The sequence below is a fragment of the Blastococcus sp. CT_GayMR19 genome, assembly GCF_004570385.1.
GTDB lineage: Bacteria > Actinomycetota > Actinomycetes > Mycobacteriales > Geodermatophilaceae > Blastococcus_B.
Genome location: NZ_SPQL01000007.1, coordinates 25058 through 49856, shown reverse-complemented (window position 1 = coordinate 49856; position 24799 = coordinate 25058). Strand labels below are relative to the sequence as shown.

Sequence of the window (24799 nt, the reverse complement as noted above, 5' to 3'; positions counted from 1 at the left end):
ATGATCCTGGCCCTGCTCATGGGATGGCTGGTCGTGTCCGTGCTGTTCGCGGCACTGTGGTCGCTGGTGGTCCGCCGCAGCCACGAGTTGAACTTCGGACAGAGCGAGGCTCTGTTCGACGCGACGGAGGGAACCGGGTTCCAGGGGCTGCCGTCGCCGCGCCGGACCCCGGGCGGGATGGCAGAGTTCCCGGGGTGAAGACCTGGCTCGACGCCTGGCCGGTGTACCGGCAGCTCACGGGATCCGACCCCCTGGGTCGCGGCAAGGCCGCGCGCAGCAAGGCGACCGAGGCGGTGGTGTCGCGGACCGCGACCGCCGACCGGATCGCGAAGAGCGTCTGCCCGTACTGCGCCGTCGGCTGTGCGCAGAACGTGTACTTGAAGGACGAGAAGATCGTCCAGATCGAGGGCAATCCGGACTCGCCGGTCAACCGCGGCCGGCTCTGCCCCAAGGGCAGCGCCAGCAAATCGCTGGTCACCAGTCCGACACGGGTGACGAAGATCCGGTACCGCCGCCCGAACGGGACCGAGTGGGAGGACCTCGACCTCGACACGGCGATGGAGATGATCGCCGACCGGGTGCTCGAGGCCCGTCGCAAGACCTGGCAGGACGTCGACGCCGAAGGCCGGACACTGCGCCGGAACATGGGGATAGCGAGCCTCGGAGGGGCGACCCTCGACAACGAGGAGAACTACCTCATGAAGAAGCTCTACAGCGCGCTGGGAGCCATTCAGATCGAGAACCAGGCGCGCATATAGCACTCCTCCACGGTGCCCGGTCTGGGCGCCTCGTTCGGTCGTGGCGGTGCCACGAACACCCAGCAGGACCTCGCGAATGCCGACTGCATCGTCATCGAGGGCTCGAACATGGCCGAGTGCCATCCGGTGGGCTTCCAGTGGGTGACGGAGGCCAAGGCGCGGGGCGCCAAGGTCATCCACATCGACCCGCGGTTCACCCGGACCAGCGCCGTCGCCGATCTGCACGTCCCGCTGCGCGCCGGCTCGGACATCGTCTTCCTCGGCGCGCTGGTCAACCACGTGCTGAGCAACGACCTGTACTTCAAGGAGTACGTGGTCGCCTACACCAACGCCGCCACGATCATCGGTGCGGAGTTCCAGGACACCGAGGACCTCGACGGACTGTTCTCCGGCTTCGACCCGGAGACGCAGCACTACGACCAGAAGAGCTGGCAGTACGAGCCGGACGAGACCGGGGCCGACGGTATCTCCGAGGACCAGCCGGGGGAGGCGCAGCAGCAGGAGCGGCTCTCGCAGAAGGGCGCGGTGAAGGACGCGAAGCAGGCGGAGGCCGCGGGCTCCGGCGGGCCGCCGCTGCACGGCAAGGGCAAGCGGGACGAGACCCTGCAGCACCCGCGCACGGTGTTCCAGATCCTCAAGCGGCACTTCGCCCGGTACACGCCCGAGATGGTGAGCGAGGTCTGCGGCATCGAGCCGGAGGCCTTCGCCAAGGTCGCCGAGTGGGTCACCGCCAACAGCGGCCGCGAGCGGACGACGGCGTGGGTGTACTCGGTCGGCTGGACGCAGCACACGGTGGGCGCGCAGTACATCCGGACGGCGTCGATCCTGCAGGCTCTGCTCGGCAACATGGGTCGCCCCGGCGGCGGAATCATGGCGCTGCGCGGGCACGCCAGCATCCAGGGCTCCACCGACATCCCGACGCTGTTCAACCTGCTGCCCGGCTACCTGCCGATGCCGCACGCCCACCAGCACCAGTCGCTGGACGAGTACACCGCCGAGGCCGCCGGGACCGGCGGGTTCTGGGGCAACCAGCGGTCGTACATGGTCAGCCTGCTCAAGGCGTGGTGGGGGGACGCGGCGCAGCCGGAGAACGACTTCTGCTTCGACTACCTGCCCAGGATCGACGGGGACCACAGCTCCTACCGGACGATCAGCGACATGGTCGCGGGGAAGGTGACCGGCTACTTCCTGGTGGGGGAGAACCCGGCGGTGGGGCACCCGAACTCACGCATGAACCGCCTGGGGCTGGCCAACCTCGAGTGGCTCGTCGTCCGCGACCTCCAGGAGATCGAGTCGGCCAGCTTCTGGTACGACGCGCCGGAGATCGAGACCGGCGAGCTCGTCACCGAGCAGATCGCGACCGAGGTCTTCCTCATGCCGGCCGCCTCGCACGTAGAGAAGGAAGGCACCTTCACCCAGACGCAGCGGATGCTGCAGTGGCGGGACAAGGCGGTCGAGCCGCCGGGCGACGCCCGCAGCGACCTGTGGTTCTACTACCACCTGGGCCGGATCCTGCGGGAGCGGCTGAAGGACTCCACGGATCCGCGGGACCGGCCGCTGCTGGACCTGACCTGGGAATACCCGACGCACGGCGAGACGGCGGACCCGGACGCCGAGGCGATCCTGCGCGAGATCAACGGCTTCGGCCCCGACGGCGAGCCGCTGTCGTCCTACATGCAGATGAAGGACGACGGATCGACGTCCGGTGGCTGCTGGATCTACTGCGGGGTCTACGCCGACGGGGTCAACCAGGCCGCCCGGCGCAAACCGCGTCAGGAGCAGAACGAGGTGGCCCCCGAGTGGGGCTGGGCGTGGCCGCTCAACCGGCGCATCCTCTACAGCCGCGCCTCGGCCGACCCCGAGGGCAAGCCGTGGAGCGAGCGCAAGAAGTACGTGTGGTGGGACGAGGCGGCCGGCCGCTGGGACTCGACCGGCGACGTGCCCGACTTCGAGGCCACCAAGCGCCCGGACTACGTGCCGCCGGACGGCGCCAGGGCGCAGGACGCCATCGGCGGTGCCGACCCGTTCGTGATGCAGAGCGACGGCAAGGCCTGGCTGTTCGCGCCCAAGGGCGTCGTCGACGGGCCGCTGCCGGCGCACTACGAGCCGGCGGAGTCGCCGGTCGAGAACCCCCTGTACGGCGTCCAGTCGAACCCGGCCAAGGAACAGATCCGGGCGCCCTGGAACCGGACCCACCCGCCGCAGAGCGACGTCTTCCCCTACGCCTTCACCACGTACCGGCTCACCGAGCACCACACGGCCGGGTCGATGAGCCGCACGCTGCCGTATCTGGCGGAGCTGCAGCCGGAGTTCTTCGTCGAGGTGAGCCCGCAGCTGGCCGACGAGCGCGGGCTCGAGAACGGCGGCTGGGCGACGGTCGTCACCGGCCGCGCGGCGGTGGAGGCGCGCGTGCTGGTGACGGAGCGCATGCGCCCGCTGCGGCTCAAGGGCGGACGGATCGTGCACCAGATCGGCGTCCCCTACCACTGGGGTTCGCAGGGTGTCTCGACCGGCGACTCGGGCAACGACCTGCTCGGCATCACCCTGGACCCGAACACCCACATCCAGGAGAGCAAGGTCGCCACCTGCGACATCCGGCCGGGACGCCGTCCGCGTGGACCGGAGCTGCTCCCGTTCCTGGAGGAGTACCGCCGGCGGGCGGGGATGGAGTCCGGCGCCATCCCGGTCGGCGGCCGGGCACCGGTGGAGGACTGAGGGGGTGGTTCGCGGCCTGTCGGCCGCGAACCACCCCCGCAGCATCACGCCGCGTCCGGCACCGCCTGACGGCGCCGCCACGCCACGCGGACGACCAGCCAGCCGCCCAGGATCAGGAGAGCGCCGAGCAGCCCCACGCCGAGGGAACCCCAGATCGGCGGGTCGGTCACCTCGAGCGCCTGCCCCTGGACCAGGTAGTTCCCGTCGGGGTCGAAACCGGCGGCGTAGACCGTGTGGTCGCCGCCCAGCTCTGCGGGCACGGTCACCGTGAGCCGCACCTCGCCGTTCTCGTCGGCGTAGGCACTGCCGAGTGTCTGCATGGTGCTGGCGATGCCGACGGTGACCAGGACACCCGGCGCGTACCCGCTGCCGAAGAGAGTGATCGGCCGGCCGGCCGGCGCGGTGAAGTTCCGCAACGGTCCGCTCAGGTCGATCTCCCGAACGGCGTCCACGCGGTCGTCGATCCAGCCCTTGACGCCGTCGACCGCGCCACCGATCGCGTTCACGCCTGTGTTCAGGTACGACGCCGGGATGGGCACGCTGTCGTCCAGCGGCGGCGGGTTCTCCCGCGACGACCACCGCAGCAGGGCGCCGGCGATGGCCTGGTATCCCGCCGCGGTCGGGTGTACCAGCTCGTTCTTCTCGCGACCGTTCAGCTTTTCGCCGATCGGGACGACCCAGGGGTCCCGAGTGTCGCAAATGGTGTGGTTGGGCAGCACCGCCGTCTCGACCTCGGCCGCGTAGTGCAGACGGCTGCCGGCGTCGGCGGTGCCTGAATCGCGCACCTCGGCGACCGCGGAAGCGATCTTCCGGTTGAGCTCGCCCTGCAGCCAGCGGATCAGCTCCAGCTCCTGACGGGACACCCCCGGAAGGCCCGAGAAGCAGGCGTTGGCTCCGCGATCGTCGACCGGGACGACGTTGACGTACGGAAGCACGACCACCGGGGCGGCGCCGGTCTCCCCCAGAACGGTCTTGTAGTACTCGACGAGCTGTGTGCGGAGGTCACCCAGGGCGAATTCCCAGAAGACCGGGTTGGCGGAGGCTTCCGCCTCGCATGAAGCCTTCAGGCTCGGTATCTGCCTTCCGGTGCAGATCAGCAGGCCGTCGCAGCCCACACCGGCGGCACAGTTCGTGATGATGTCCGCGAAATGCACATCGTTCCCACCCATGGTCAGCATGACCAGGTCGATGTCATCGACGTCTTTCAGTTGGGCGCGCTGGCTGCGCAGTGGTGATGTGCCGTCCTCAGCCCGTCCGTAATTGGGGTCGGAATGATCTTTGACGACAGCCCCCGAGCAGGCCAGGTTCGTCACCCGGGCCTGACCGAAGAGCTGCACCGCGTAGGTGTTCGGGCTGCGGTGGCAGGCCCCCATCGCTTCTTCGTACCGTCCGCCACCTTCGCCGGAGGAGAAGGAGTCACCGAGCACGACGACGTGGTCGGCGTCCTGGAACAGCTTGCCGGCGTCGTCGATGGACAGGCCGGCACGCAGTTTCACCGTGCCGCCCTTCTCCACCGGCCTGGCCCCGGAGCTGATCGCCCGGGCCGTGTACTTCAGCTCGCCCTGGGTCTTCGCGGTGGTCATCGGCACCCGCCAGGAGACCTCCCGTCTCTTGCCGGCCTCGAGGTTGCCGAGGATCCGCAGGGGAGCCACCACCGCGGGGGCGCCCGCGCTGGCCCCCGGGAGGAAGCGCAGGTCGACGCGCACGTCCGTCACCAGCTGCGAGCTGCTGTTGGTCACCGTGGCGGTGACCTCCAGCTCGGTCTGCGACTCCGGGTAGAAGGTGCCTGCGGCCTTCGCGTCGAGGGACACGATCGCCTCGCCGAACTGGGAGAGGCGGTCAGCGAGCGAGTCGGCGCTGTCCGCCGGCGTGTACGTGCCGCCGGTCGCGTCCGACAGGCAGGTCAGCTCCTGGTGGGCGGGGTCGTCGGCGGCGAGGGAGAAGCCGATCGTGTCGATGGTCACGGAGAGCCCGCTGGAGATGAGCTTGCGGGCCACCGGGCACGGGTCGGCGCAGGTGCTCTGGCCGTCGGAGACGACGATGATCGTCGCCTCCGTGAAACCGTTCCTGAGCAGATCCTCCCCGGCGGCCTGCAGCGCCTCGGCGGTCGGGGTGTCCCCGCTCGCGGTCAGCGTGCGGATCTCCGCGCTCATGCTGGCCGGCGCCCGCTTGGCGACGTCGATCACCTCCTCGCCGGTGTCGCACCCTCCACTGCCGGCGGGATAGTGGCGCAGGCCCATGACCGTCTGCTGCGGCAGCCGGTTGAGCAGGCGGAGCAGTCCGGTCTTGGCGCCTTCGATCTTCTGGACGCCGGCGACGTCGTCGTCCCCCATGGACCCCGAGGTGTCGACCACCAGCAGCACGGGGTGCGAGGCCGCCAACGGGATCGGGTCGCTCGGCGCCGCGGCGGTGGGCGACACGGGCACGACGAACACGCCGGTCGCCATGACCAGCGCCGCGGCGGCGAGGACGGCGCGGCGGAGAACCGTCACTGCGTGTCCAGGGAGCTGATGCCTTCGGGGCTGCCGGTCACCCGCGCGTTGCCGAGTGCGAGGCGTCCGGAGCCCTCGCCGGTCGAGGAGTACTGGATCTCGACCCGGAGCACGTTGCTCGTGGGCACCGAGATCTCCCGGGACTGCCCGTAGCCGACGTCGACGGACGCCACGGGCCGGCCGTCGGCCAGCACGACCATGCGCACCGACACGTCGGTGTCGCTGTCGTCGCTGATCCCCACGGTCATGTCCAGGCTCGTGGTCACCCGGTCGACCAGATAGGCGGCCGTGCTCTCGTACGAGCTGGCGCCGCAGAGCAACGAGTTCGGGAAGTCCGTGCCGTTGATCGACGTGTCGTCCTTGCTGCAGCCGCCCTCGACCGGGTTGAGATCGGCGAGGAAGATACTGGCCGCCGGGCCCGCGACGGTCACGGTGATCATGCTGGTCAGGGGGCTGCCCGGCGCCGGGTCGAGCGCGAGCACGGTGCCCTCCGCGGCCGCGGGGTCGAACACCTGCTCCTGCTGGAACTCCGCACCGAGCTGGAGCAGCGCGGTGCGCGCGTCGTCCGCCGTCTGGCCGACGAGGTCGGGCACGGCACCGGGCACCGAGACGTACAGCGTGACCTTCGAGACCTTCGTCGTGCCGCCCACGGGGTCCTGTCGCAGCACCGTGCCGGCGGCCAGCGCCGAGGGCGCGTCGGCGGTCTCGACGACGTCGACGGGCAGGCCGGCGTCGACCACGGCCTGCTGCGCGTCGACCAGGAGCAGCCCACGGACGTCGGGAAGCACCGGAACGCCCCCGGCGGCATCGGTCGGTGCGGCGATGACCTCGGTGACCGTCTCCCCGCTCGGGCCGGCACTTCGACTTCCCAGCGCCCACCCGGTGGCGACCCCGAGCGAGAACACCCCGAGCGTGATGAGCACGACCCCGATGAGCGCCAGCCGCTTCCACGGGATCCGTCGTCGCTTGCCCGGAGGCGCGGTCGCCTCGCCGTCCGCCGGAGGCGCGCCGTCCGCCGGGAGCGCGCCGTCCGCCGGGAGCGCGCCGTCCGGCGGGTACGGAGCCTCCGGCTGCCCGATGCCGTCCACCGGCGCCGCCCACCCTTGGGTGGCCTCCGGGCGGGGAGGAACTCCTGGTATGGGTACCGGTGTCCCGGCTGCCGCTGCCGGTCGGGTGCCTTCGACAGGCACCCCAGGCACGGCGGGCGGTGGGGAAGCTGTGAACGATCCCGGGAACACCTCGCTCCCGGGCGGGCCCGACGGCGGTGGCACGGGAGGGTTCGCGGCCGGAGGCACGGGAGGGTTCGCGGCCGGAGGCCAGGCGCGTCGCTGGGGCTGCTCTGGCTGCCGGTCCTGCGGGTCCACCTGACATCCGTTCGTCCGGAATCGAATCGCTGCGGAGCCGAATGCTGCATCACCAGCGGGCTCATCGTGGAGAACCGAGCCGGTGGGCTCCCGAAATGTCGCGGAAGGGCCCGCCGTCGAGGTGTTCGGCCGGCCGAGCAGCCGGTGTGGGGATCGACTGCATCAGGGGCCGCCGCCGCGGACGCGCATCGGCCGTGCGGCGAGAGGGACAGCAGGGGCTGACGGTGCGAATCACGTCGGCCGGGGGAAATTGCTGGTCACGTCGGGCTCGAATGCCGTGGGTTCGCGAAACGCAGTCCCTAATCTGACGGCCAGTCGCGCCGATCGGCGCAAACAGGCAGTTCCAGGAGGACGAACGCATGACGGGGACCTACTGCAGCAGCTGCGGTGCGGAGAGGGTGCCCGGCGCCAGCTTCTGCGCCAACTGCGGCGCAGCCGTGGCCGGACCTCCCGTGGGACAGCCGGCGGCGCCGGGCGCGGGTCAGGGGAGCGTCGAGGCCCGGACGACGCAGGCCCAGCAGTACGACGGGGATCAGTACCCGACCGCGGCCGGCGCCGACCAGCCGCCACCGCAGCCGATCTACGCGGCCCAGCAGCCGCCTGTCCCGCCGGCGTACTCCGCTCAGCAGCCGCCTGTCCCGCCGGCGTACCCGGCTCAGCCGACGTACCCCGGCGAGCAGGCGCAGTACCCGAGTCAGCAGGCGCAGTACCCGAACCAGCCGGGGTCGTACTCCGGCCAGCCGTCGCCGTACGCGGACCAGCAGTACGCCGGCCAGCCCCAGCAGCCGTGGGCGGCCACCGCGTCCTACCCGGCCGGGCCGGCCCAGCCGGCCTCCGCCCCGTGGGGAGCAGCGCCCGCGGCCGGACCCGCGCGGACCGGAACCCCCGGTCGCAGTGCCGTCGACGCACTGTTGACCGGCGACTGGGGCGGTGCTGCCCGGACCGCCGCGATCTCGGTCGGTGCGATGCTCCTCGTCTCGCTGGTCGGCATGCTCCTCCTGACCGAGGGCGGCGTCGGCTTCCGGGAGACGCTGGCTCTCGTCCTGGCCGGCGCGTGCCTGGCCGTCGGCGGAGACGCGTACGCCGAGGCCGACGCCGAGACGTTCGGGACGTCGTTCAGCGTGGGCCTGCTCCCGCTCACCGTCACGCTGGTGGGCCTGGGCCTCCTGGGCTGGCTGTTCGCCAAGCAGGTGCGGAAGCTCGGGCCGACGAGCACGACGGAGGTCGTGCTGCACGGTGTGCGGACGGCCCTGGTGTTCACCGCCTTCTTCCTCCCGCTGTCCCTCCTCACCCGGTACTCGACCGAGGCCACCGACGTCATCGGGCTGGTGGGGCGGCTCGGTGTCGGCGTCGTCTCCACCGTGATCGGTGCGCTGCTGTTCGCGGTCGCGGTGCTGGGCCTGACCGCATTGCTCCACCGCTCGACCGTGCTGCCCGGCCGGTGGGCCGTGGTCCGGGACAAGGCGCTCGCCCCGCTGTTCGCTGCCGTGGCGGTGTTCTCGGTCGGGGTGCTCGCCGTTCTGGCGGGGCTGATCTACGGCCTCATCGAGGAGGACAACAAGCTCGCCCAGCTCGGGGGTGCCGTGCTGGGCGCCGGGAACGGGGCCCTGGCCAGCGTGCTGTGGGCGGCGGGTGTGCCGATGAACGTGGACGGCTCCACGACCGCCACCCCGCTGGGTCAGTTCACGCCGCAGGGCTCCGAGAGCATCACCCTGTTCACCTTCACCGACACCAGCGCATGGTTCTGGCTCGCTCCCGTGCTGCTCCTGGCAGTGATGGTACTCGTGGCCACCGCCCTCGCGGTGCGCCAGAACACGATCGAGGACGCCCGTCGGGAGGGCTTCCGGTACGCCGGGGCGCTCGCCCTCGTCGCGTTCGTCGCCACCCTGCTGCTCCGGATCGGCGTCGACGGTGAGGCGTCGGAGTTCACGACCGCCGCCAACGGATCGATCATGTTCAACCCCCTCATGGCGGCGTTCGTCCTCGCGATCTGGGGTGTGCTGACCGGCCTGCTCGCTCCGGTCGTCGCAGCCAAGGTCTCCGGCGGGTTCGTCGCAGGCGTCCGTCGTCGGTTCGGTGCGGCGGTCGAGCCGACGCCGCCCGTCTACTAGCCGGCATCGGTCGGTGCGGCGCCAGCTCGGCTGTGTGCTGTCCGCCGCCGCGGTACTGATCGCGACCGTGCTGCCCTGGAGCAGCACGGGCGCGGTCGGCCGCAACGGCTGGGACACGGCCTCTCTCGCACTCGCCCTGGACGAGGTGGTGCACCAGCCGGTGCTGACCGCACTGGCCTCCGTCTGGTTCGCGGTGCCGCTGTCCGCGGCGGCGGCGCTCGTCCTGACCGCCGTGCTGCCCCGCCGGGGGGCCGTTCTCGCCCTGCGTGCCCTCGGAGCACTTCTCGTCCTGGTCGTCCTCGTCGTCCTCGCGGTTCTCATCGCGGTGCCCCGGGGCGGCCCGGACTTCGCCCTGCTCGGCCCGGGCCTGGCCCTCGCCGGTGGTGTCGCCCTGGTGGCGCTTCCGGCCCCCTTCAGAAAGTCCCCTCGTACACGGCGCGACGCCGCTGCAGCCTCAGGAGTTCGGTCATGAAGTTCTGCCCCAGTTGCGGAGCACGTCTCCCGGAGGGTGCCCGGTTCTGCGAGAACTGCGGCGCACCGGTCGGGGTGCCGGTCGCCGTCGCGGCGCCGGTTGCCGCCGGCGCGCCCCTGCCGCCCGTCGTCGCCACCTCCGAGCCGGTTCGGCAGGGCGCCGGGCCCCTACCCCAGTACGTGCAGCAGCCGCCGCTCGCCGACGCCGGGACCGCACCGGTCTGGTCGGCCGGGCCGACGGCGTCTCCTGCCGGTCCGCGGAAGAGCCGGCGGGGTCTGCTGACGGGCATCGGCGGCGTGGCCGCGTTCGGCGTGTTCGGTGTCGTCGGCTACTTCGTCTACGACCAGTTCACCGGGCCCAACGGCGGCGCCGACTCGCCGTCGGCCGCCGTACTCGAGCTCTCGGCCGCCGCGGACGGCGAGGACGCGGTCACCGCGCTCAGCCTGCTGCCCCCCGGCGAGGTCGGCCCGATCGTCGACCTCTACCAGACCATCGAATCCAAGGCCACGAGCACCGGCGTCGCCGCGAAGGACAACCCGTTCGCCGGCTTCGATCTCCGTCTCGACGACGTCGCCGTGCAGACCGAGGAGCTGGGGCCGGACGTCGCGTCGGTGACCATCACCAGCGGAACGGTCTCCTGGGCGCTGGACCCCGACAAGCTGCAGGGGCCGCTGCGGATCGCCGACGGCGACGTGCGGCGCGCGACCGAGGGCTCGGCCGACCTGGTCGAGGTGACCCGGGACGCCACCGAGGGAGCGCCGCTGCGGCTGATGACCGTGGAGCGGGACGGCAAGTGGTATGTGAGCCCGACGTACACGCTGCTCGAGCTGTGGCGGGTGAACCAGGGACTGCCGGCTCCGGACTTCTCGAAGGAGATCGACCTCACCGGTACCGGTGCCGACTCGGCGACCGCGGCCGTGGAGGAGGCGGCCCAGGCGCTCGCCAGGTACGACGTCGACGGGTTCCTCGACCTGCTCAGCCCGGACGAGGCCGCCGCTCTCTACCACTACCGGGACGCGATCGTCTCGTCGCTGCACCAGGACGGTGCGCTGGCGGAGCTGCAGTCCGAGACGCAGCTGACGGTCGAGGCCGTGAACGCCACAGCGGGGGACGAGGTCGATGACCGGGTGCCGGTGACCATCCGTTCGGCGAACGGTTCCCTGGCCGGCAACCGGGACTTCATCACCTGGACGCTGGACCGGAACTGCCTCAGCTACGTCGAGAACGGAGACCCCGAGGGCGGCTGCCTCGATCAGGCACTCACCGATGCGGGAGTCAGGTCCGAGGTCGCGTCCGAGTTCCCCTCCCTGACGCTCCTCACCCAGGAGGTCGACGGGCGCTGGTACCTCAGCCCGATGGCGACGGTGGTCGCCGAGACGCGACGCCTCGTGGCGCGGCTCGACGCCGACGACGTGGCATCGCTCCTGCACGTGCCCCAGTTCGGCGGGGTCGACGGGCAGTTGGAGGAGGGCAAGACGCTCGACGGTTCGGTGGAGCAGCCCTACGACTACGCCCTGTACGAGATGGACGTCCCGGCCGGGAAGGTGTTCTCCCCCTGCGTCGACAACTCCGCCGGATGGTCGATCTACGGGCCGGACGGCCGACCGACCAGTTCACAGGCCGTGCTCGCGGAGGACGCCGGTCGCTACCGCGTCCTGGTGGTCGGCGGGGAGTCCGGGTCGTTCAGCATCAGCCCCACGCTGTCCTCCGTCGAGGAGGTGACGGTCCCGTCGACCGTCCCCGCCGCAGGGGGAGGGGCCTGTGGTGCGCGGATGCTGAGCTTCGACGCCACGGCCGGCGAGGTGGTGCTGTTCGGCACCGGGAACGACGACCTCGTGGAGATCCTGACGCCCAGCGGCGAGACCGTCTGGACCTCGGTCTTCGAGCCCGCCGAGACCGGCCGCCACTTCCTCAACGTCGCCGCTGACCAGGACGTCGACATCGAGACGCTGCCCGCGGACGTGCTGACGGTGGGGAGCTCGGTGACCGGCACGGTCGCCGGCTCGCAGCCCTCCACCATGCGGGTGTTCGTCCCTGCCGGTCAGGAGGTGGCGATCGAGGTCGAGGGCGAGGGATCCGTCTACCCGTACGTGGAGCTGCTCACCATGGACGGGTCGACCGTCAGCAGCGACTCACCCGGGTACTACTACTCGACGGCCACGGTCTTCCCGTACTACGAGTCGTCGGCCCAGATGTACGAACTCAGCGTGGAGGACTACTTCGGTGAATCCGGCACGTTCCGCGTGACCGTCGTCCCCCAATGAGTTCGGCACGGCGGGTGCGACCCGCCGTGCACGGCGCGAGGCGGCGGAAGCTCCACAACCGGGGTGGCGCCACCTAGGCTCGCGGCGTTCCGGAACGGCACGTATCAATGGCTGCTCGTCGCCGGCACTCGGCACCAGGGGGCAGCGTGGCGCAGGACGGCGGGGGCGGAATGACGGACGACGTCCGGGGGAGTGGTCCGAACGGCGGCGCGGAGCCGGCGATGGCAGACCGGTCCGCGGCGGCGGGGCATGCCCTGCCGCCCCACGGGCCACCCGCGGGCGCCGCACCGCCGGTCTGGCCGGCGCAGGCCGGCTGGCAGGGTGGTCCGGCGGGTCTCGGCGGCAACGCACCGTTCTCCGGTGGCCGGCCGGGCGGCGGGGCTCCCGCTGCACCACCCGCCGGTCACCCGTACGGCGCGATGCAGCCCCCTGCGCCGGCTGCGAAGCCGGCCAAGCATGCGGCCCCCTGGGCCACGGGGTTGTCTGCCACGCCACCGTCCGCGGCCGCGCCACCGTCCGCGGCCACGCATCCGTCCGCGGCCATGCCGGTCGGCTATCCGGGACCGGCCGTCCCGCCACCCCCGGCGCCGTCGCGCCGCGGACCGGCCGGGAGCGGCGGCCGGCGGATGCTGATCGCGGCGGTCGTCCTGTGCCTCGTCGCCGCCGGCATCGGTGTCGCCTGGTACCTGCAGCGCCCGCAGGGCATCGAGGACGACGCCTCATCGGTCGCGTTCGGTGCCCCGCTGTCCGAGGCGGCGCCCGGGCCCGGCGACGCCGACGCGGCCCAGGAGGCGGACGGCAACGCGTCCGCCTCCGCCTCCGCTACGCCGTCCAGGAGCTCCGCGACGACCACCCCCGCCGGCCCGACCGTCACTCCCGAACAGCAGGCGCTGGTCGAGCTCGAGACGCTGCGTACCGAGTCGCTGCCCCGGCTGGTTCTCGACGGTCGCTGGGTCGCGCAGGTGGCCAGCAAGAGCGTCGGCATCACCGACCCCCTGCAGAGCGCGGCCAACGGGACGCACACGTTCTACGCGGTCGACATCCTGGCCGAGAGCCGGGCGGCGGTGGCCTCGGTGTCGGACTCGTCGGTGCTCGTCCTGCGCAGCACCGACTTCGGCAAGCGCTCCGTGGCCGCGGACGGCCAGGCGTACTGGATCACCCTCGTCGACGTGGGCTTCACCAGCAGCGACCAGGTCAAGTCCTGGTGCGCCAGCACCTACCCGACGCTCACCGCCGAGCAGCTGGCCAACGCCTGCGCCGCACGGACGCTGACCTCGCCGCACGACTGACGGGCGGCCGGCGACCCGTCCCAGGGGCCCCTCAGCCCGGCAGCATCCCGAGGCGGGCCTTGGCCAGGAGGGCCGTCCGCACGGCGCCGTCCACGGCGGCGGCGAACGCCGGATCGGCTGCCGCCCGGTCGCGGACGGCGGCCAGCATCTCGGGCGCGACGCGCGAGTCCACGGTGAGGACGAGGGTTCCGCCGGCGGCCAGGAAGCGGACGGCGCGCTCGCCGGGGGGCAGGTCCTGCACGGCGATGGCCGCACCCAGGTCGTCGGAGATCACGACACCGCCGAAACCGAGCTGTCCGCGCAGGAGGTCGGTCACCACGGGGCGGGAGAACGCCGCCTGGCCAGCGGGATCGATCTGCGCGTACGTGGCCGACGACATCATCACGAAGGGACTCGACGGCGACCGGGCGAGCCGGCCGAAGGCAGCGACCTGCTCGTGGTCCGCGCCGATGACGGTGTCCGTCACGCCGACCGCGTTGTCGGTGTTCTCCTGCACGTGCCCGAGCCCCGGGAAGTGCTTGAGGGTCGCCGTCACGCCATGCGCGGCGAGGCCGTCGATCACGACCTGCGCGGTCGGGGTCATCGTCGCGGCGGTGCTGCCGTAGTGCCTGCCGAGGGCGCCGATCGGTGCGTTGCCACCCTCCGTCCCGGCCGGGACGACGTCGGCGACGGGCGCGAGGTTCAGGGTGACCCCTGCGCTCGCGAGCGAGGCGCCCATCCCGTCGGCGACCGCGGCGAGCTGAGCCGGCGGGAGCTGCGCCTGCTCCCACGCCGCGGGGAGCGCGCCGAATCCCGGGCCGCTGAGGGTCTGGACCCGTCCGCCCTCCTGATCCGCGGCGACCCAGGGCGCTGCGCCCGGCGACAGCGATCTCCACCGGGCCGTCGTCGCGGCCAGCTCCGTGGTGGACACGGTGCTCCGGCCACGCAGGAAGATCCCGCCGACCCGGGTGTCGCGCACCAGAGGGTCCGCCGCGGAGAGGTCGTCGAGATGGACCCCCACGACGAACAGCTGGGCCAGCTGCCCGTCCCGGTCCAGGCGCGCCAGCGTCGCCGTCACCTGTGCGTCGAGTGCCGCCTGCCGCGCGGCTTCAGGGTCCGGGGTCGGCGTCGCCGCGGCGGACGACCGCGCCGGCTCCGCCGTCCGTTGCGCCTCGGGGACGGGCGACGACGCGCAGGCGGTGGCCAGGCAGCACAGCAGGGCGAGCAGCGCGGATCGTCGGGGCACTGACCGGCGCATGCGACTCCTCACGCGTCGTCGACCGTCGGGATCGGAGCCCGCCGGCCGTGCACGCAACAGGGCTCCGGGACGCCGCGGGGACCGCTCGTCGGGCGGCCCATCTTCGGCTCCAACATACTGTGGCGATGACGACCGGCCCGGGAGTTTCACGATGACGGTGAGCTCGGCGAGCCCAGCTCTCAAGGAGAACGATCCCGGCAACCGCCTGTTCGGGCCGCTGCCCGACGTCCAGCAGGTGGACGGCTACGAGCCGGACCACCCGCCACGGGTCGGCTTCTTCACCGACACCTCGGTGTGCATCGGCTGCAAGGCCTGCGAGGTGGCCTGCAAGGAGTGGAACACGCTCCCGATGGACGACTCGCACGGCAACCGGGACGCCCTCGGGCTGTCGGGCATGTCGTACGACAACACCGGCCAGCTCGGGGCGAACACCTGGCGGCACGTCGCCTTCATCGAGCAGGCGCGGACGGTCGACCTCCCGATGCCGGGTGTCGGCCTGCCGGGGGCTGGTGCGGGGACCGACCTCGGCCTCGACCTGCGCGAGCCGGACAGCCTGGCCAAGGCCCAGTCCAGCGTGCTCAACGCCGAGGCGCTCGCCGAGTTCGACCCGCAGACGACGCAGTCGGGGGACCGGGAGATCCGGTGGCTGATGTCGTCGGACGTGTGCAAGCACTGCACGCACGCCGGCTGCCTGGACGCCTGCCCCACCGGGGCGCTGTTCCGCAGCGAGTTCGGCACCGTCGTCGTCCAGCAGGACATCTGCAACGGCTGCGGCTACTGCGTGCCCTCGTGTCCCTACGGCGTCATCGACCAGCGCAAGGGCGACGGCCGGGTCTTCAAGTGCACGATGTGTTACGACCGGCTGACCGACGGGCTGATGCCGGCCTGCGCGACCGCGTGCCCCACGCAGTCGATCCAGTTCGGGGACCTCGACGAGCTGCAGGCGCGGGCCGATGCCCGGCTGGCGACGCTCAAGTCGCAGGGCGTGGAGACGGCCCGGCTGTACGGCCGGGACGAGAACGACGGCGTCGGCGGCAACGGGGCGTTCTTCCTGCTGCTCGACGAGCCGGAGGTCTACGGGCTGCCGCCGGACCCGATCGTCCCGGCCCACGACATGCCCGCGATGTGGAGATCGGCCATCGCGGGCGCGGCCATGATCGTCGGGGTGGCGCTGTCCGCCGTCCTCGGATCCCGGAAGCGGTGACGTCCGTGACGGCCAGAATGGCCATGATGGCCGCGGGGGGTCGGGCATGACCGAGGGAGTGGCGACGCCGGGTGCCGGCTGGCGCCGGGCCGACGGCTGGGTCGGGAAGAAGAAAGGCGGCGGCAAGGGACGCCGCAGCGGACGCCGGGCGGTCGGCGAGGTCGCGATGGTGGACGACGCCGAGTTCACCTCCTACTACGGGCGCCCGATCATCAAGGCGCCGGTGTGGAAGTCGCCGGACGTGCCGCTCTACCTCTTCCTCGGGGGAGCGGCGGGCACGTCGGCGATCCTGGGTGCGATGGCCGACCTCAGCGGCCGGCCGGCGCTGACCCGCGCGTCCCGGCTGGTGGCCGGCGGTGGGTCGATCGCGTCGGTGGTGTTCCTGGTGCACGACCTGGGCCGGCCGGAGCGGTTCCTGCACATGTTGCGCGTGATCAAGCCGACGTCCGCGCTGTCGGTGGGCACGTACATCCTGTCGCCGTTCAGCGCGGCGGCGGGGGCGACGGCGGCCGTGGAGCTGCTCGGCTGGTTCCCTCGGCTGAAGCGCTTCGGTGGACTCGTGTCGGCGCTGTTCGGCGGGCCGATGGCGACGTACACCGCGGTGCTGCTCGCCAACACGGCCGTGCCGTCGTGGCGCGCGCCGCACGAGCAGCTGCCGTTCGTCTTCGCGGGATCGGCGATGGCCGCCGGTGGGGGCCTCACGATGATCTTCACGCCGGTGGCGGAGGCCGGACCGTCGCGGAAGATGGCGGTGGCCGGGGCGTCCATCGAACTGGCGGTGGTGCACCGGGTCGAGCACGACCACGGGATCGTCAGCGAGCCGTATCACGAGGGCCGGGCCGGACAGCTGATGCGAGCCGCGAAGGCGTGCACCGCGGCAGGCGCGGGGCTGACCGTGGTGGCCGGGCGCACCAGGCTCGGGGCGGTCGCGTCAGGAACACTCCTGGCCGCCGGCTCGCTGCTGACCCGCTTCGGGGTCTTCGACGCCGGCATGGTCAGCGCTCGAGACCCGAAGTACACGGTGATCCCGCAGCGCGAGCGCATGGTCGCCCGCGAGAACGGGCACGTCCCTACCGTCACCCGCTGAGCCGGCCGCTCCACGGAAAGCTTGTATCCGTGCCCGTCGCGGGCGGATCTCCCGGACGTTCGTACGCTGCCTGGCCTGGCGAGGCGGCCTCAGGGTGGCGCCGGCGGAGGAACTGTTCGGCGCACGGCGGCCCCGGGCGGCGTCTGGGTGTGGAGCGCGATGGCAGTCGACCCGCGCGACAGGTCTCCCGGCGTCCGGCCACGATCCGCGCAGCTCAGCGACACGGGGCAGAGCATGCACTTCCCGGGCTGGCCGGATGATCGAACAGTACGCACCAGTAACGTAACCCGCTGTAGAGGTATTTCGAGGGTTGTCGCGGTTGCGCACATGGCCGTTCGGAAACGTCAGATTTCTCGAGGCGGTAGCCATTGTGCGGTCACGGTGGTGACCCCTAGTGTTCCCGCATAGTTCACGCGGGATTCACTTGATGAGGGAGGTCGCAACCCGTCTCAGGTGACATTTCGCTGAGCTCGTCCGTGCTCACCTTGATCGCCGCAGATCTCCGGACTTCCCGTGCTGGGTGTGACGTTCGACCATGCCCGTGAGGCGCTACTGGCGATGATGCCGGACGGGCGCCAGTCGTCCGCGGAACTACTTTCGCCGCCACTTTAGCGTGCGGCGCCTCCTCGACAAGAATGGGTAGTCGCCTTGTCTTCAAACGATCTCCGGACTTCTGATCGAAACACGCAAGACCAGGCTGTGGGGTTTGAGCCTCAGATTATTACGGTCAACGATGACCTGAACATAGTCTGGCCGGAGCTCACCGTGATCATCCCGACACGGAATGAACGCGAGAACGTGGAGCCGTTGCTGGACAGGCTAAGCGCTGCGCTGGCCGGGACCGCCGCCGAAATCATCATCGTCGACGACTCCGATGATGAGACCCCGGAGGAGGTCGCCCGGGTGGGGCGCCGGCTCGATCTACCGGTCCGTCTCCTCCGGCGGGCGCCCGGCCAGCGGGCCGGTGGCCTGAGCACAGCCGTCGTCAGTGGGATGCGGGCGGCTCGCGGCGCGTGGGCCCTGGTGATGGATGGGGACCTACAACACCCCCCGGAGATCGTCCCGCAGCTGTTTGCGACGGCCCGTCGACAGGCCGTCGACCTCGTCGTCGCGAGCAGGTACGCAGGCCACGGCAGCTCGACCGGTCTGGATGGCAGTGCTCGCAAGGGTTCCTCCAGGTTCGCCACCCGGGTGGCGAAGGTTGCCTTTCCCCGCCGCGCAGCGCGGGTCAGCGACCCGATGAGCGGCTTCTTCGCCGTCCGCCTCGCGGCGCTCGACACCGAGCGCCTCCAGCCCTACGGCTACAAGATCCTTCTCGAGCTCATCGTCCGGAACCCGCATCTGCGCACCGCCGAGGTGAGCTTCCGCTTCGCTCCGCGACACGCCGGCGAGAGCAAGACGTCCGTCCGTGAGGTGCTCCGCTTCGGCCGGCACCTGGCGCGGCTCCGGCTGCAGATTGCGCGTGAGCGCAACGCCGAGGCCCGCCGGGCACCACGCGCGCGCTCGAGGCTCATCCTGTTCGGCCTCGTCGGGGCGTCGGGGATCGCCGTCAACTCGGCGGCGCTGTGGCTGCTCCACCTTGAGGTCTTCGCGCTGCCTTTGCTCCTGTCAGCAGCCCTGGCCACGCAGGTCTCCACGCTGTGGAACTTCCTCCTCACCGACCGCGTCGTGTTCCGTACCTCGGGCAAGGGTGGCGCGTGGGGACGACTGTGGCGCTTCGCCGCGATGAACAACCTCGCGCTGCTGTTACGGCTACCGCTGCTGTGGACTCTCGTGCATGTCGGCTTGGGGGTGCTGTCGGCCAACTTCATCACCCTCGTGGCGCTCTTCGCGGCGCGCTACGTGATCAGTGACCGCTTGATCTTCGGCCGCCGCGCGGAGGCGATAGCCGTGCAGACAGAGTTGCCGCCGGTCGAGCCCGTGAAGCACCTCGTGGACCTCGCGGCGGACGGGTCGAAGGTCGACCGCGCTCGGGCGAAGCGGATCCGGTACCTGCCTTACCGCTACGACGTCGCCGGCATGATCACCATCGGCTCGCAGGTGCGACTGCCGGAGTTGGAGTACTTCCGGGCTCAGTGGCTCGACGGGGACATGGACATCGCAGTACGCGTTGGCGACGTCGGCCGTGGCATGCCGATCGGCCGGGCCGTCGTGACGCAGTTCGTCAACCCAAGGGCGCTGCGCTACGAGGAACACCTGGGCCGGCTGGGCTCCAACTTCCGGATCGACATGGGCTCGACCATCGAGGTCACCGTGGGGCCGCTCTTGGCCCGGTCACCGCACGTGGTCTACACCAACATCCTCGAGGCGCTGCTCCGGTTCGTAGTGGCCGACCGTGGCCGGATGTTGCTGCATTCGGCATGCCTGAACCTCGATGGTCACGGCATCATGCTCTCCGCGCGCACCGACACGGGAAAGACGGGCACGATCCTCCGGCTGCTGCGCGAGCACGGCGGCGAGTTCCTGTCCGACGACATGACAATCCTCGACCCCCAGGCTACGGCGCTGTCGTTCCCGAAGCCCCTGACTATCAGCCAGCACACGCTGCGCGCCGTGGAGGCCAGCGACCTCAGTCCCGCGGAATGGCGTCGGCTGCGGATCCAGAGCCGGCTGCACTCCAAGGAGGGGCGTTCGCTGGCCCTCGTGCTCTCCCGGTACAACCTGCCGATCATGGCGATCAACTCGATCACCCAGATCCTGGTCCCGCCACCGAAGTACAACGTGGACCGGTTGGTCCCCTGCCGGACCGGATCCTCGACGACGGTGCGCGATCTCTTCCTCATTGAGCGTGGCGACGACAGGCTCAGCGAGGTCACGGCCACCGAAGCCGTTGATGAGCTGATGGTGAACACGGCAGATGCGTACGGCTTCCCGCCGTTCCAGTACCTGGCGCCCGTGTGGGTGCTGGGTGACCGTGACTACGCCGAGCTGCAGCGAATGGAGCGGGCGGTCCTGACGTCCGCGGTATCGCGGATGGGCCTGCGCAGGATCGCTTCCCCGTCCTTCGGTTGGGCTGACACGATCCCGGCATTGCTCGAGCAGGATCGGCGCACCGCTCCGGCAGTTCCAGAGGCACCTCGCTCCCCGGTGTCAAGGCCCCGCACCTGGGGCGGCGCCGAGGCGCACCCCCGTAGCCGTAGCGCGGCGGACTGAGCGATCCCGCGCCAAGCCGCCCGCGGCGCCCTGCTGGAGATCTCCAGCAGGGCGCCGCGGCGGTTCGTGACCGGCCCGTCGCGACGGCCCCCTCCTCGGATCCGTTCGCGCGGCGGCTTGATCCGCCCCGGCCTCTGCGTGATGGCGCACTTGCACACAGTGAGATAGACGTGAGAGCATCGCACTCGAGCGAGGTCGATTCGAATGGAGGTCGCGCCGGCAGCACGTTGAAACTGCCGACAGTTCCTCGAAGGCGGTCACGGTCATCAGAGGCCTTCTTGACCCCCACGTCTCCTGCACATCTCTGCGTCCGAGCCAGACCGCGCTGGGCAGTTTGCGCTGGCGCGCAGGCCGCCGACAAGAATCTGGCCATCAGCTCGGCATTGCCTGGCTTGTCCGGCGGATCACGCGCCGAGACCTCCTGGGACGAATGCGCTCACAGGTGCCGTATGGCCGCGCTCTGTGCTACACGTCCAGTCCAAGTGGTTCGCCGAGCGACTCCGTGACAAGGACCTCGCCGACGCAGATGACGATTCGGGCTGCCTCGTGTCGGGGGGTGAGAGGCGCTCGTGACCAAGACTCCAAACCCTGAGCTCAAGATGAGGCGATTGCTGTCATGTCCCGTGTAGGTCGATCCAGATTGTTGGTGGCCGCCCTTGCCGCGACGGTGTTCGGTGTCCTGACAATTCTGGACGGAACGAACAACCCGGCTTCCGCGGACGGCTTCCGGATCCTGTCACCGTCCGCGTCCGACTTCCCCCAGCACGTCGACTGGGTCACCACATGCCAGGTGACGAAGAACGCTCCGGATGATCCGATCGTTTTCCCCGGCATGCCCGGGCGCGCCCACGACCACACCTTCAGCGGAAATACCAGCATCAACGCCTATTCCACAGCGGAGCAATTGGTCAACCAGCGCACCAACTGCACGAACTCCGGGGACACCGCCTCGTACTGGATGCCCACCCTCTTGGTCGACGGCAAACCGTTGAATCCTTATCAGGTGCGCGCGTACTACCGTGCCGCCACGAGGGATACGTCGAAATTGGTCGCCATCCCCTTCGGCCTCAAGATCCTCGCGGGCGATGCAATGGCCACATCGCCCCAGAGTGCCGGGATCGCGGGCTTCCAGTGCCGCATCGAAGGAGAGGGTGCGACGGTGAGAAAGCAGTCGTTGCCGCCGAACTGCGGTCCCCGCGCGTTGCTGGAAGCCTCTGTGGTCTTCCCCAACTGCTGGGACGGCAAGAACCTCGATTCCGCCGATCACAAGTCGCACATGTCGTACGCGAAGGACTTCAAGTGCGACGCTGCCCACCCTGTGCAAATCCCGCAGCTGACCTTGGCCGAGCGGTTCACCAAGGGGCGAACAGGCGGCAAGATCACCTTGGCCTCGATGAACAGTCCGATGACGCTGCACGCGGACTTCCTGAACGCCTGGAAGCCCGCGGCCATGGCCGAACTCATGAAGCACTGCATCTACGCTCATCGCTTCTGCGAGACCGTGTCCGACAGCCGGATGCCTCCTGGTATGAAGACGACGGTGCCGTCCGGTTCGGCGGCGGCCCCGCGCCCCACGGCCACGGCTGCTCCGGCTCCGACCAAGTCCCCGTCAGCTACCGCGTCGTCGTCAGCGCCTGCTATCACCCCGGCTCAGCGGTCGGGCACGCGACTTGCAGTTGATGGTGCCCGCTTCCCCGCGCACGTCTCGGCGAAGGTCGTCGTATCGTTCGGCGGCTCCAAGCGCAGTGCTGTGGTGGAGGCGGGCCATGATGGGACCTTCTCCGCCTCGCTGAGCATTCCTGGGTCGTGGTCCGGATCCGCCGAGGTGTCCGTGACCGCCAACGCCGGCAAGCTGTCGGCTCGAAACACCGTCGAACTGCGGTAGGAAGTCTCGAACGGCGCACGACAGCTGATGTGGTGAAGAAGCGGAGGGATGCACTCCTTCACCACATCATTCACGGGCCCGCTTGCAGACCGCGGAGAAGCTCTTCCTCCAGCGCGGCGTCAGCGCCGGTGACCACGAGGGCGTGGACGTCGCACGGGACGTCCACGCCTGGGTCGCGCCAGACGACGACGAGCACCGGTTCGTCCAGGAGTTGGCCCTGGAGTATCTCAGCCTCTGCCCCGTTATCGAGGACGCGCGACGAGGTGACGTGCAGGTCGTCGTAGGTTTCCGTGAGGTCGTCCACGTACCCGCCGGCGACGGTCACGGCCGTGAATCCGTCGCCGGCCCACGTGCTCTCCACCCCGAGAACCGTGGGACTGAACCCGACGAGTTCACGGCTGGTCTGCACCACGTGCAGCGAGGCGGGCGGATCCCAGGAAACGTCGGGACAGGTCTTCTTGGCGGCGGGCCTGGGCGATGACGTGGCCTGGCTGCCAGTGGCGCTCGTCCCGACAGATCCCTCGCAACCGGCCGTCGCCAGCAGCGAGCCGGCGACTACCAATGCGCTCCCGTACCTCCACAGTGGGCCCGAGTGGGCGGGCCCTAGCCTCACAGTTGACCGCCCTGGCGGCGCCGCCGAATCCCCAGGACGGCGAGGAGGGCCACGAGCGCAACGACAGTCCCTACCGTGAAGGCTGCCCGGGCAGGGGACCCGACTCCTTGTGGATCGCTGGAGTCGAGCTCCTTGCCGGGGGGTGGCGGGGCCCCTGTTAGATCACCTAGGACGTCGAGGTACCGGGTTCCGAAGCCGGTGCTGGGCTCGATGTGGGTGTTCTCGCTGAACTCGTTCCACGAGATGACACCGATCGCGTCGGGAACGGTGGCCAGCGCCGCCTCCCAGGAGCTGCGCAGCGTTTCACCGTCTCGGCGGACCACGACGCGGGTGCCCCCCAGCTCGCGGGCGTCGTAACCCGGCATCACGGGGGCCACCCAAACACCGCAGTGCTCCCGGACGGCATTGGCCATGTCGAGCAACTTCTCCCGGTAGCCGCGGGTCTGTTCGGGATCCCCTGACGACCAGTAGTACAGCTCGCCTTCCACGGTCGCGGCCACCCGCTCGTAGTCCGCGACGTTCTTCTCCGTCGCCAGGACCAGTAGTCGGGAGGCCACCGGTGCGGTGATGGACCGCAGCTCCTCCTCCGTGTAGTGCCAAGTTCCGGACAGGGCGACCACCGGCCGGCGCCCGAGCAGGTGGAACACGGGGTCGTCGGCGTAGGTGGCGGCCAGCTCCTCCAGGTCCCGCTGCACCTGGGCCACCGGCAGCGGGTTCCGGTTGAAATCCTGTGCCTGGTAGGTGATAGCCAGCTTGAAGTCGTTGTCCTCAGCGACGCTGCGCAGCGCCGCGAGTCGGGGGTTGAGCGTGTCGGTGCTCCTCCAGCCGACGATGAAGCCGTCGATCCCGGCGGCGCGTGCCTGCGCGACCTGCTGCCTCATCACGCTCGTCTGGCTGCTGGAGTACCGCCCGACGGTCGGGAAGTCGGTCTTCGCCCGGTTCCACGACGAAGGTTGGAACCAGATGTAGAAGTGAGCGAGAACTGGCGCCTGCCCAGGCTGCACGGTGGTGTGCGCCGGGCAATCGTTCGCAATCGCGGGCGCCGAGGGGGTCTGGTCTTGAGCGTCTGCTTCCAAGTTCCGGCCGGCAGCTGGCAGCAGGATACAGAGCGCCGTCGTCAGTGCTAGGAGACAAGTGCCGCATCTCGGGCCTAGGGCCCTCATCCGGTCAGCTGCTCGGAGGACGGGATGGTGTTCGTCTCCTGCGTGCTCTCCGTAGGCCTTCGTGTCTCGGCTAGGGAGGAAGCGCTACTGCGCGATGGCACGCGTCCGTCCGTGTCATCGCGGCGCCGCCGAACCCGACCCGCCCAGGCGAGCCCCCCTGCGAAGCCGAATATGCCGACGAGGATAACGACGATGTCCAGCCAACTGTAGAAGGCGAGCTCGATGGTCTGGTCGCGTGAGACTGCCAGAGGGCGCGGCATCGAGGGACCCGGCCCGTCAATAGCGATCGAGTAATCGCCTCGCGGCAGCGCAGGCAGGCTCAGCTGCCCGTTGTCATCGAGACCAAAGCGCCTGGTGGCCCCGTCGGGGTACGTGAGTTCAATGGCGCCGCCGTAGGCGAAATCGAAGATGGCGTCGTGGACACGGGCGTCCAACTTGAAGAACAGCAATTCGATGTCCACAGCCTGCTGCTGTGCGGGGACGAAGCGCTGCTGCGAGACGTTGACCACGTTGGAGCCCGCGTACTCGACCCGCTGCACGCTCCAGAGAAGCTCCTTGACTTCCAGCGCGCCAGCCCGCGGGACCACACGGCTCCCTTGGAGCCATGCACCCTCGTGTGCCGGTGCCTCGAGTATCTCGCCGACCTCGCTCTTGAGGCGGACCGACTTGACGGCCGACGCGTCGACAGGGGCCCCATCGACTCCGCTGAATCCGAATTGGACTAGATAGCTCAGGCCGAGGGCGATTCGAGCCTCTTGGGGGCCAGACGAGTAGACCCGGTCGGCCCGAACGCGGACCTCTTGTGTCCCTATGGGGACCATGGCTGTGTTCAGCGTGATGCGCTGCTTGAGGTCTTCCCGATCTGTCACCGGGGCGGTGAAGGACGCGTTACCGCTGACGTCGGTGAGTACGGTGACGCCGTCCAGTGTCACCGGGAAGCCCGGTACCGCGGGGACCGTGCTCATGGTGATAGCGCCTAGCGGGCCGCTCGG

Annotated in this window: 15 protein-coding genes and 1 pseudogene; 10 read left to right on the top strand and 6 right to left on the bottom strand. The window is 70.3% G+C overall.

The genetic code is table 11. From position 1 onward, the window contains the following. Both E4P39_RS11330 and fdh read left to right on the top strand, forming a co-directional pair. Window positions 1-198 carry a hypothetical protein gene (locus tag E4P39_RS11330; protein WP_135136646.1) on the top strand — a complete coding sequence of 66 codons (198 nt, stop codon included), beginning with the start codon at window positions 1-3 and terminating at the stop codon, window positions 196-198. Next, window positions 195-3473, top strand: a pseudogene (gene fdh / locus E4P39_RS11320) (formate dehydrogenase). Before E4P39_RS11330 ends, fdh begins: the two are co-directional and overlap by 4 nt. Window positions 3474-3517: 44 nt before the next feature. Here fdh and E4P39_RS11315 read toward each other — a convergent pair. Beyond that, the gene (locus E4P39_RS11315; protein WP_135136642.1) at window positions 3518-5965 is read right to left on the bottom strand and encodes a GDSL-type esterase/lipase family protein; all 2448 of its coding nucleotides are present in this window, start codon (window positions 5963-5965) and stop codon (window positions 3518-3520) included. Then, window positions 5962-7053 carry a PASTA domain-containing protein gene (locus E4P39_RS11310; protein ID WP_135136641.1) on the bottom strand — a complete coding sequence of 364 codons (1092 nt, stop codon included), beginning with the start codon at window positions 7051-7053 and terminating at the stop codon, window positions 5962-5964. The genes E4P39_RS11315 and E4P39_RS11310 overlap by 4 nt, the downstream gene beginning before the upstream one ends. A gap of 635 nt (window positions 7054-7688) precedes the next feature. Between E4P39_RS11310 and E4P39_RS11305 the strand changes: the two genes are divergently transcribed. The 4 genes from E4P39_RS11305 to E4P39_RS22330 all read left to right on the top strand — a co-directional run bounded on the left by E4P39_RS11305 (window position 7689) and on the right by E4P39_RS22330 (window position 13465). Further along, a complete protein-coding gene (locus E4P39_RS11305) occupies window positions 7689-9440 on the top strand; it encodes a streptophobe family protein (protein WP_135136639.1) in 1752 nt (583 codons plus the stop codon). A gap of 13 nt (window positions 9441-9453) precedes the next feature. Then, window positions 9454-9912, top strand: a complete 459-nt coding sequence (locus E4P39_RS11300; RefSeq protein WP_135136637.1) for a hypothetical protein — start codon at window positions 9454-9456, stop codon at window positions 9910-9912. Beyond that, window positions 9909-12176 (top strand): zinc ribbon domain-containing protein, encoded by a 2268-nt coding sequence (locus E4P39_RS11295; RefSeq protein ID WP_135136636.1) that lies wholly within the window; start codon window positions 9909-9911, stop codon window positions 12174-12176. Before E4P39_RS11300 ends, E4P39_RS11295 begins: the two co-directional genes overlap by 4 nt. 221 nt (window positions 12177-12397) lie before the next feature. After that, the gene (locus E4P39_RS22330) at window positions 12398-13465 is read left to right on the top strand and encodes a hypothetical protein (RefSeq protein WP_167761787.1); all 1068 of its coding nucleotides are present in this window, start codon (window positions 12398-12400) and stop codon (window positions 13463-13465) included. 31 nt (window positions 13466-13496) lie between these two features. Here the strand turns inward: E4P39_RS22330 and E4P39_RS11280 are convergent, their stop codons facing one another. Beyond that, window positions 13497-14702: a glycoside hydrolase family 3 N-terminal domain-containing protein gene (locus tag E4P39_RS11280; protein ID WP_135136633.1), complete on the bottom strand. Its 1206-nt coding sequence runs from the start codon at window positions 14700-14702 to the stop codon at window positions 13497-13499. Window positions 14703-14853: 151 nt separating this feature from the next. Here E4P39_RS11280 and E4P39_RS11275 point away from each other — a divergent pair, with 151 nt between their 5' ends. The 4 genes from E4P39_RS11275 (at window position 14854) to E4P39_RS11260 (ending at window position 22031) form a co-directional block, all read left to right on the top strand. Further along, the gene (locus tag E4P39_RS11275; RefSeq protein ID WP_135136631.1) at window positions 14854-15906 is read left to right on the top strand and encodes a 4Fe-4S dicluster domain-containing protein; all 1053 of its coding nucleotides are present in this window, start codon (window positions 14854-14856) and stop codon (window positions 15904-15906) included. Window positions 15907-15952: 46 nt separating this feature from the next. Further along, window positions 15953-16993, top strand: coding sequence for an NrfD/PsrC family molybdoenzyme membrane anchor subunit (gene nrfD / locus E4P39_RS11270; protein WP_135136630.1), 1041 nt, complete (start codon window positions 15953-15955; stop codon window positions 16991-16993). A 765-nt stretch (window positions 16994-17758) separates the two neighbouring features. Beyond that, complete coding sequence (locus E4P39_RS11265; RefSeq protein ID WP_167761784.1) at window positions 17759-20146, top strand: glycosyltransferase family 2 protein; 2388 nt, start codon at window positions 17759-17761, stop codon at window positions 20144-20146. A gap of 646 nt (window positions 20147-20792) precedes the next feature. Continuing rightward, a complete protein-coding gene (locus E4P39_RS11260) occupies window positions 20793-22031 on the top strand; it encodes a DUF1996 domain-containing protein (RefSeq protein ID WP_167761783.1) in 1239 nt (412 codons plus the stop codon). Between the two features lie 70 nt (window positions 22032-22101). Here E4P39_RS11260 and E4P39_RS11255 read toward each other — a convergent pair whose 3' ends face one another. The 3 genes from E4P39_RS11255 to E4P39_RS11245 form a co-directional block, all read right to left on the bottom strand. Beyond that, the gene (locus E4P39_RS11255) at window positions 22102-22443 is read right to left on the bottom strand and encodes a hypothetical protein (protein ID WP_135136627.1); all 342 of its coding nucleotides are present in this window, start codon (window positions 22441-22443) and stop codon (window positions 22102-22104) included. Window positions 22444-22640: 197 nt separating this feature from the next. Next, window positions 22641-23807 carry an endo-1,3-alpha-glucanase family glycosylhydrolase gene (locus E4P39_RS11250; protein ID WP_135136626.1) on the bottom strand — a complete coding sequence of 389 codons (1167 nt, stop codon included), beginning with the start codon at window positions 23805-23807 and terminating at the stop codon, window positions 22641-22643. Further along, window positions 23804-24772 (bottom strand): hypothetical protein, encoded by a 969-nt coding sequence (locus E4P39_RS11245; RefSeq protein ID WP_135136625.1) that lies wholly within the window; start codon window positions 24770-24772, stop codon window positions 23804-23806. The genes E4P39_RS11250 and E4P39_RS11245 overlap by 4 nt, the downstream gene beginning before the upstream one ends. Window positions 24773-24799: the final 27 nt, after the last annotated feature.

Bases quoted from the DNA above. Each gene is read 5' to 3' on its own strand.
- E4P39_RS11275 (WP_135136631.1), top strand. From the start codon at position 14,854: ATGACGGTGAGCTCGGCGAGCCCAGCTCTCAAGGAGAACGATCCCGGC.
- E4P39_RS11330 (WP_135136646.1), top strand. From the start codon at position 1: ATGATCCTGGCCCTGCTCATGGGATGGCTGGTCGTGTCCGTGCTGTTC.
- E4P39_RS11295 (WP_135136636.1), top strand. From the start codon at position 9,909: ATGAAGTTCTGCCCCAGTTGCGGAGCACGTCTCCCGGAGGGTGCCCGG.
- E4P39_RS11280 (WP_135136633.1), bottom strand. From the start codon at position 14,702: ATGCGCCGGTCAGTGCCCCGACGATCCGCGCTGCTCGCCCTGCTGTGC.
- E4P39_RS11305 (WP_135136639.1), top strand. From the start codon at position 7,689: ATGACGGGGACCTACTGCAGCAGCTGCGGTGCGGAGAGGGTGCCCGGC.
- E4P39_RS11245 (WP_135136625.1), bottom strand. From the start codon at position 24,772: ATGAGCACGGTCCCCGCGGTACCGGGCTTCCCGGTGACACTGGACGGC.
- E4P39_RS22330 (WP_167761787.1), top strand. From the start codon at position 12,398: ATGGCAGACCGGTCCGCGGCGGCGGGGCATGCCCTGCCGCCCCACGGG.
- nrfD (WP_135136630.1), top strand. From the start codon at position 15,953: ATGACCGAGGGAGTGGCGACGCCGGGTGCCGGCTGGCGCCGGGCCGAC.
- E4P39_RS11250 (WP_135136626.1), bottom strand. From the start codon at position 23,807: ATGAGGGCCCTAGGCCCGAGATGCGGCACTTGTCTCCTAGCACTGACG.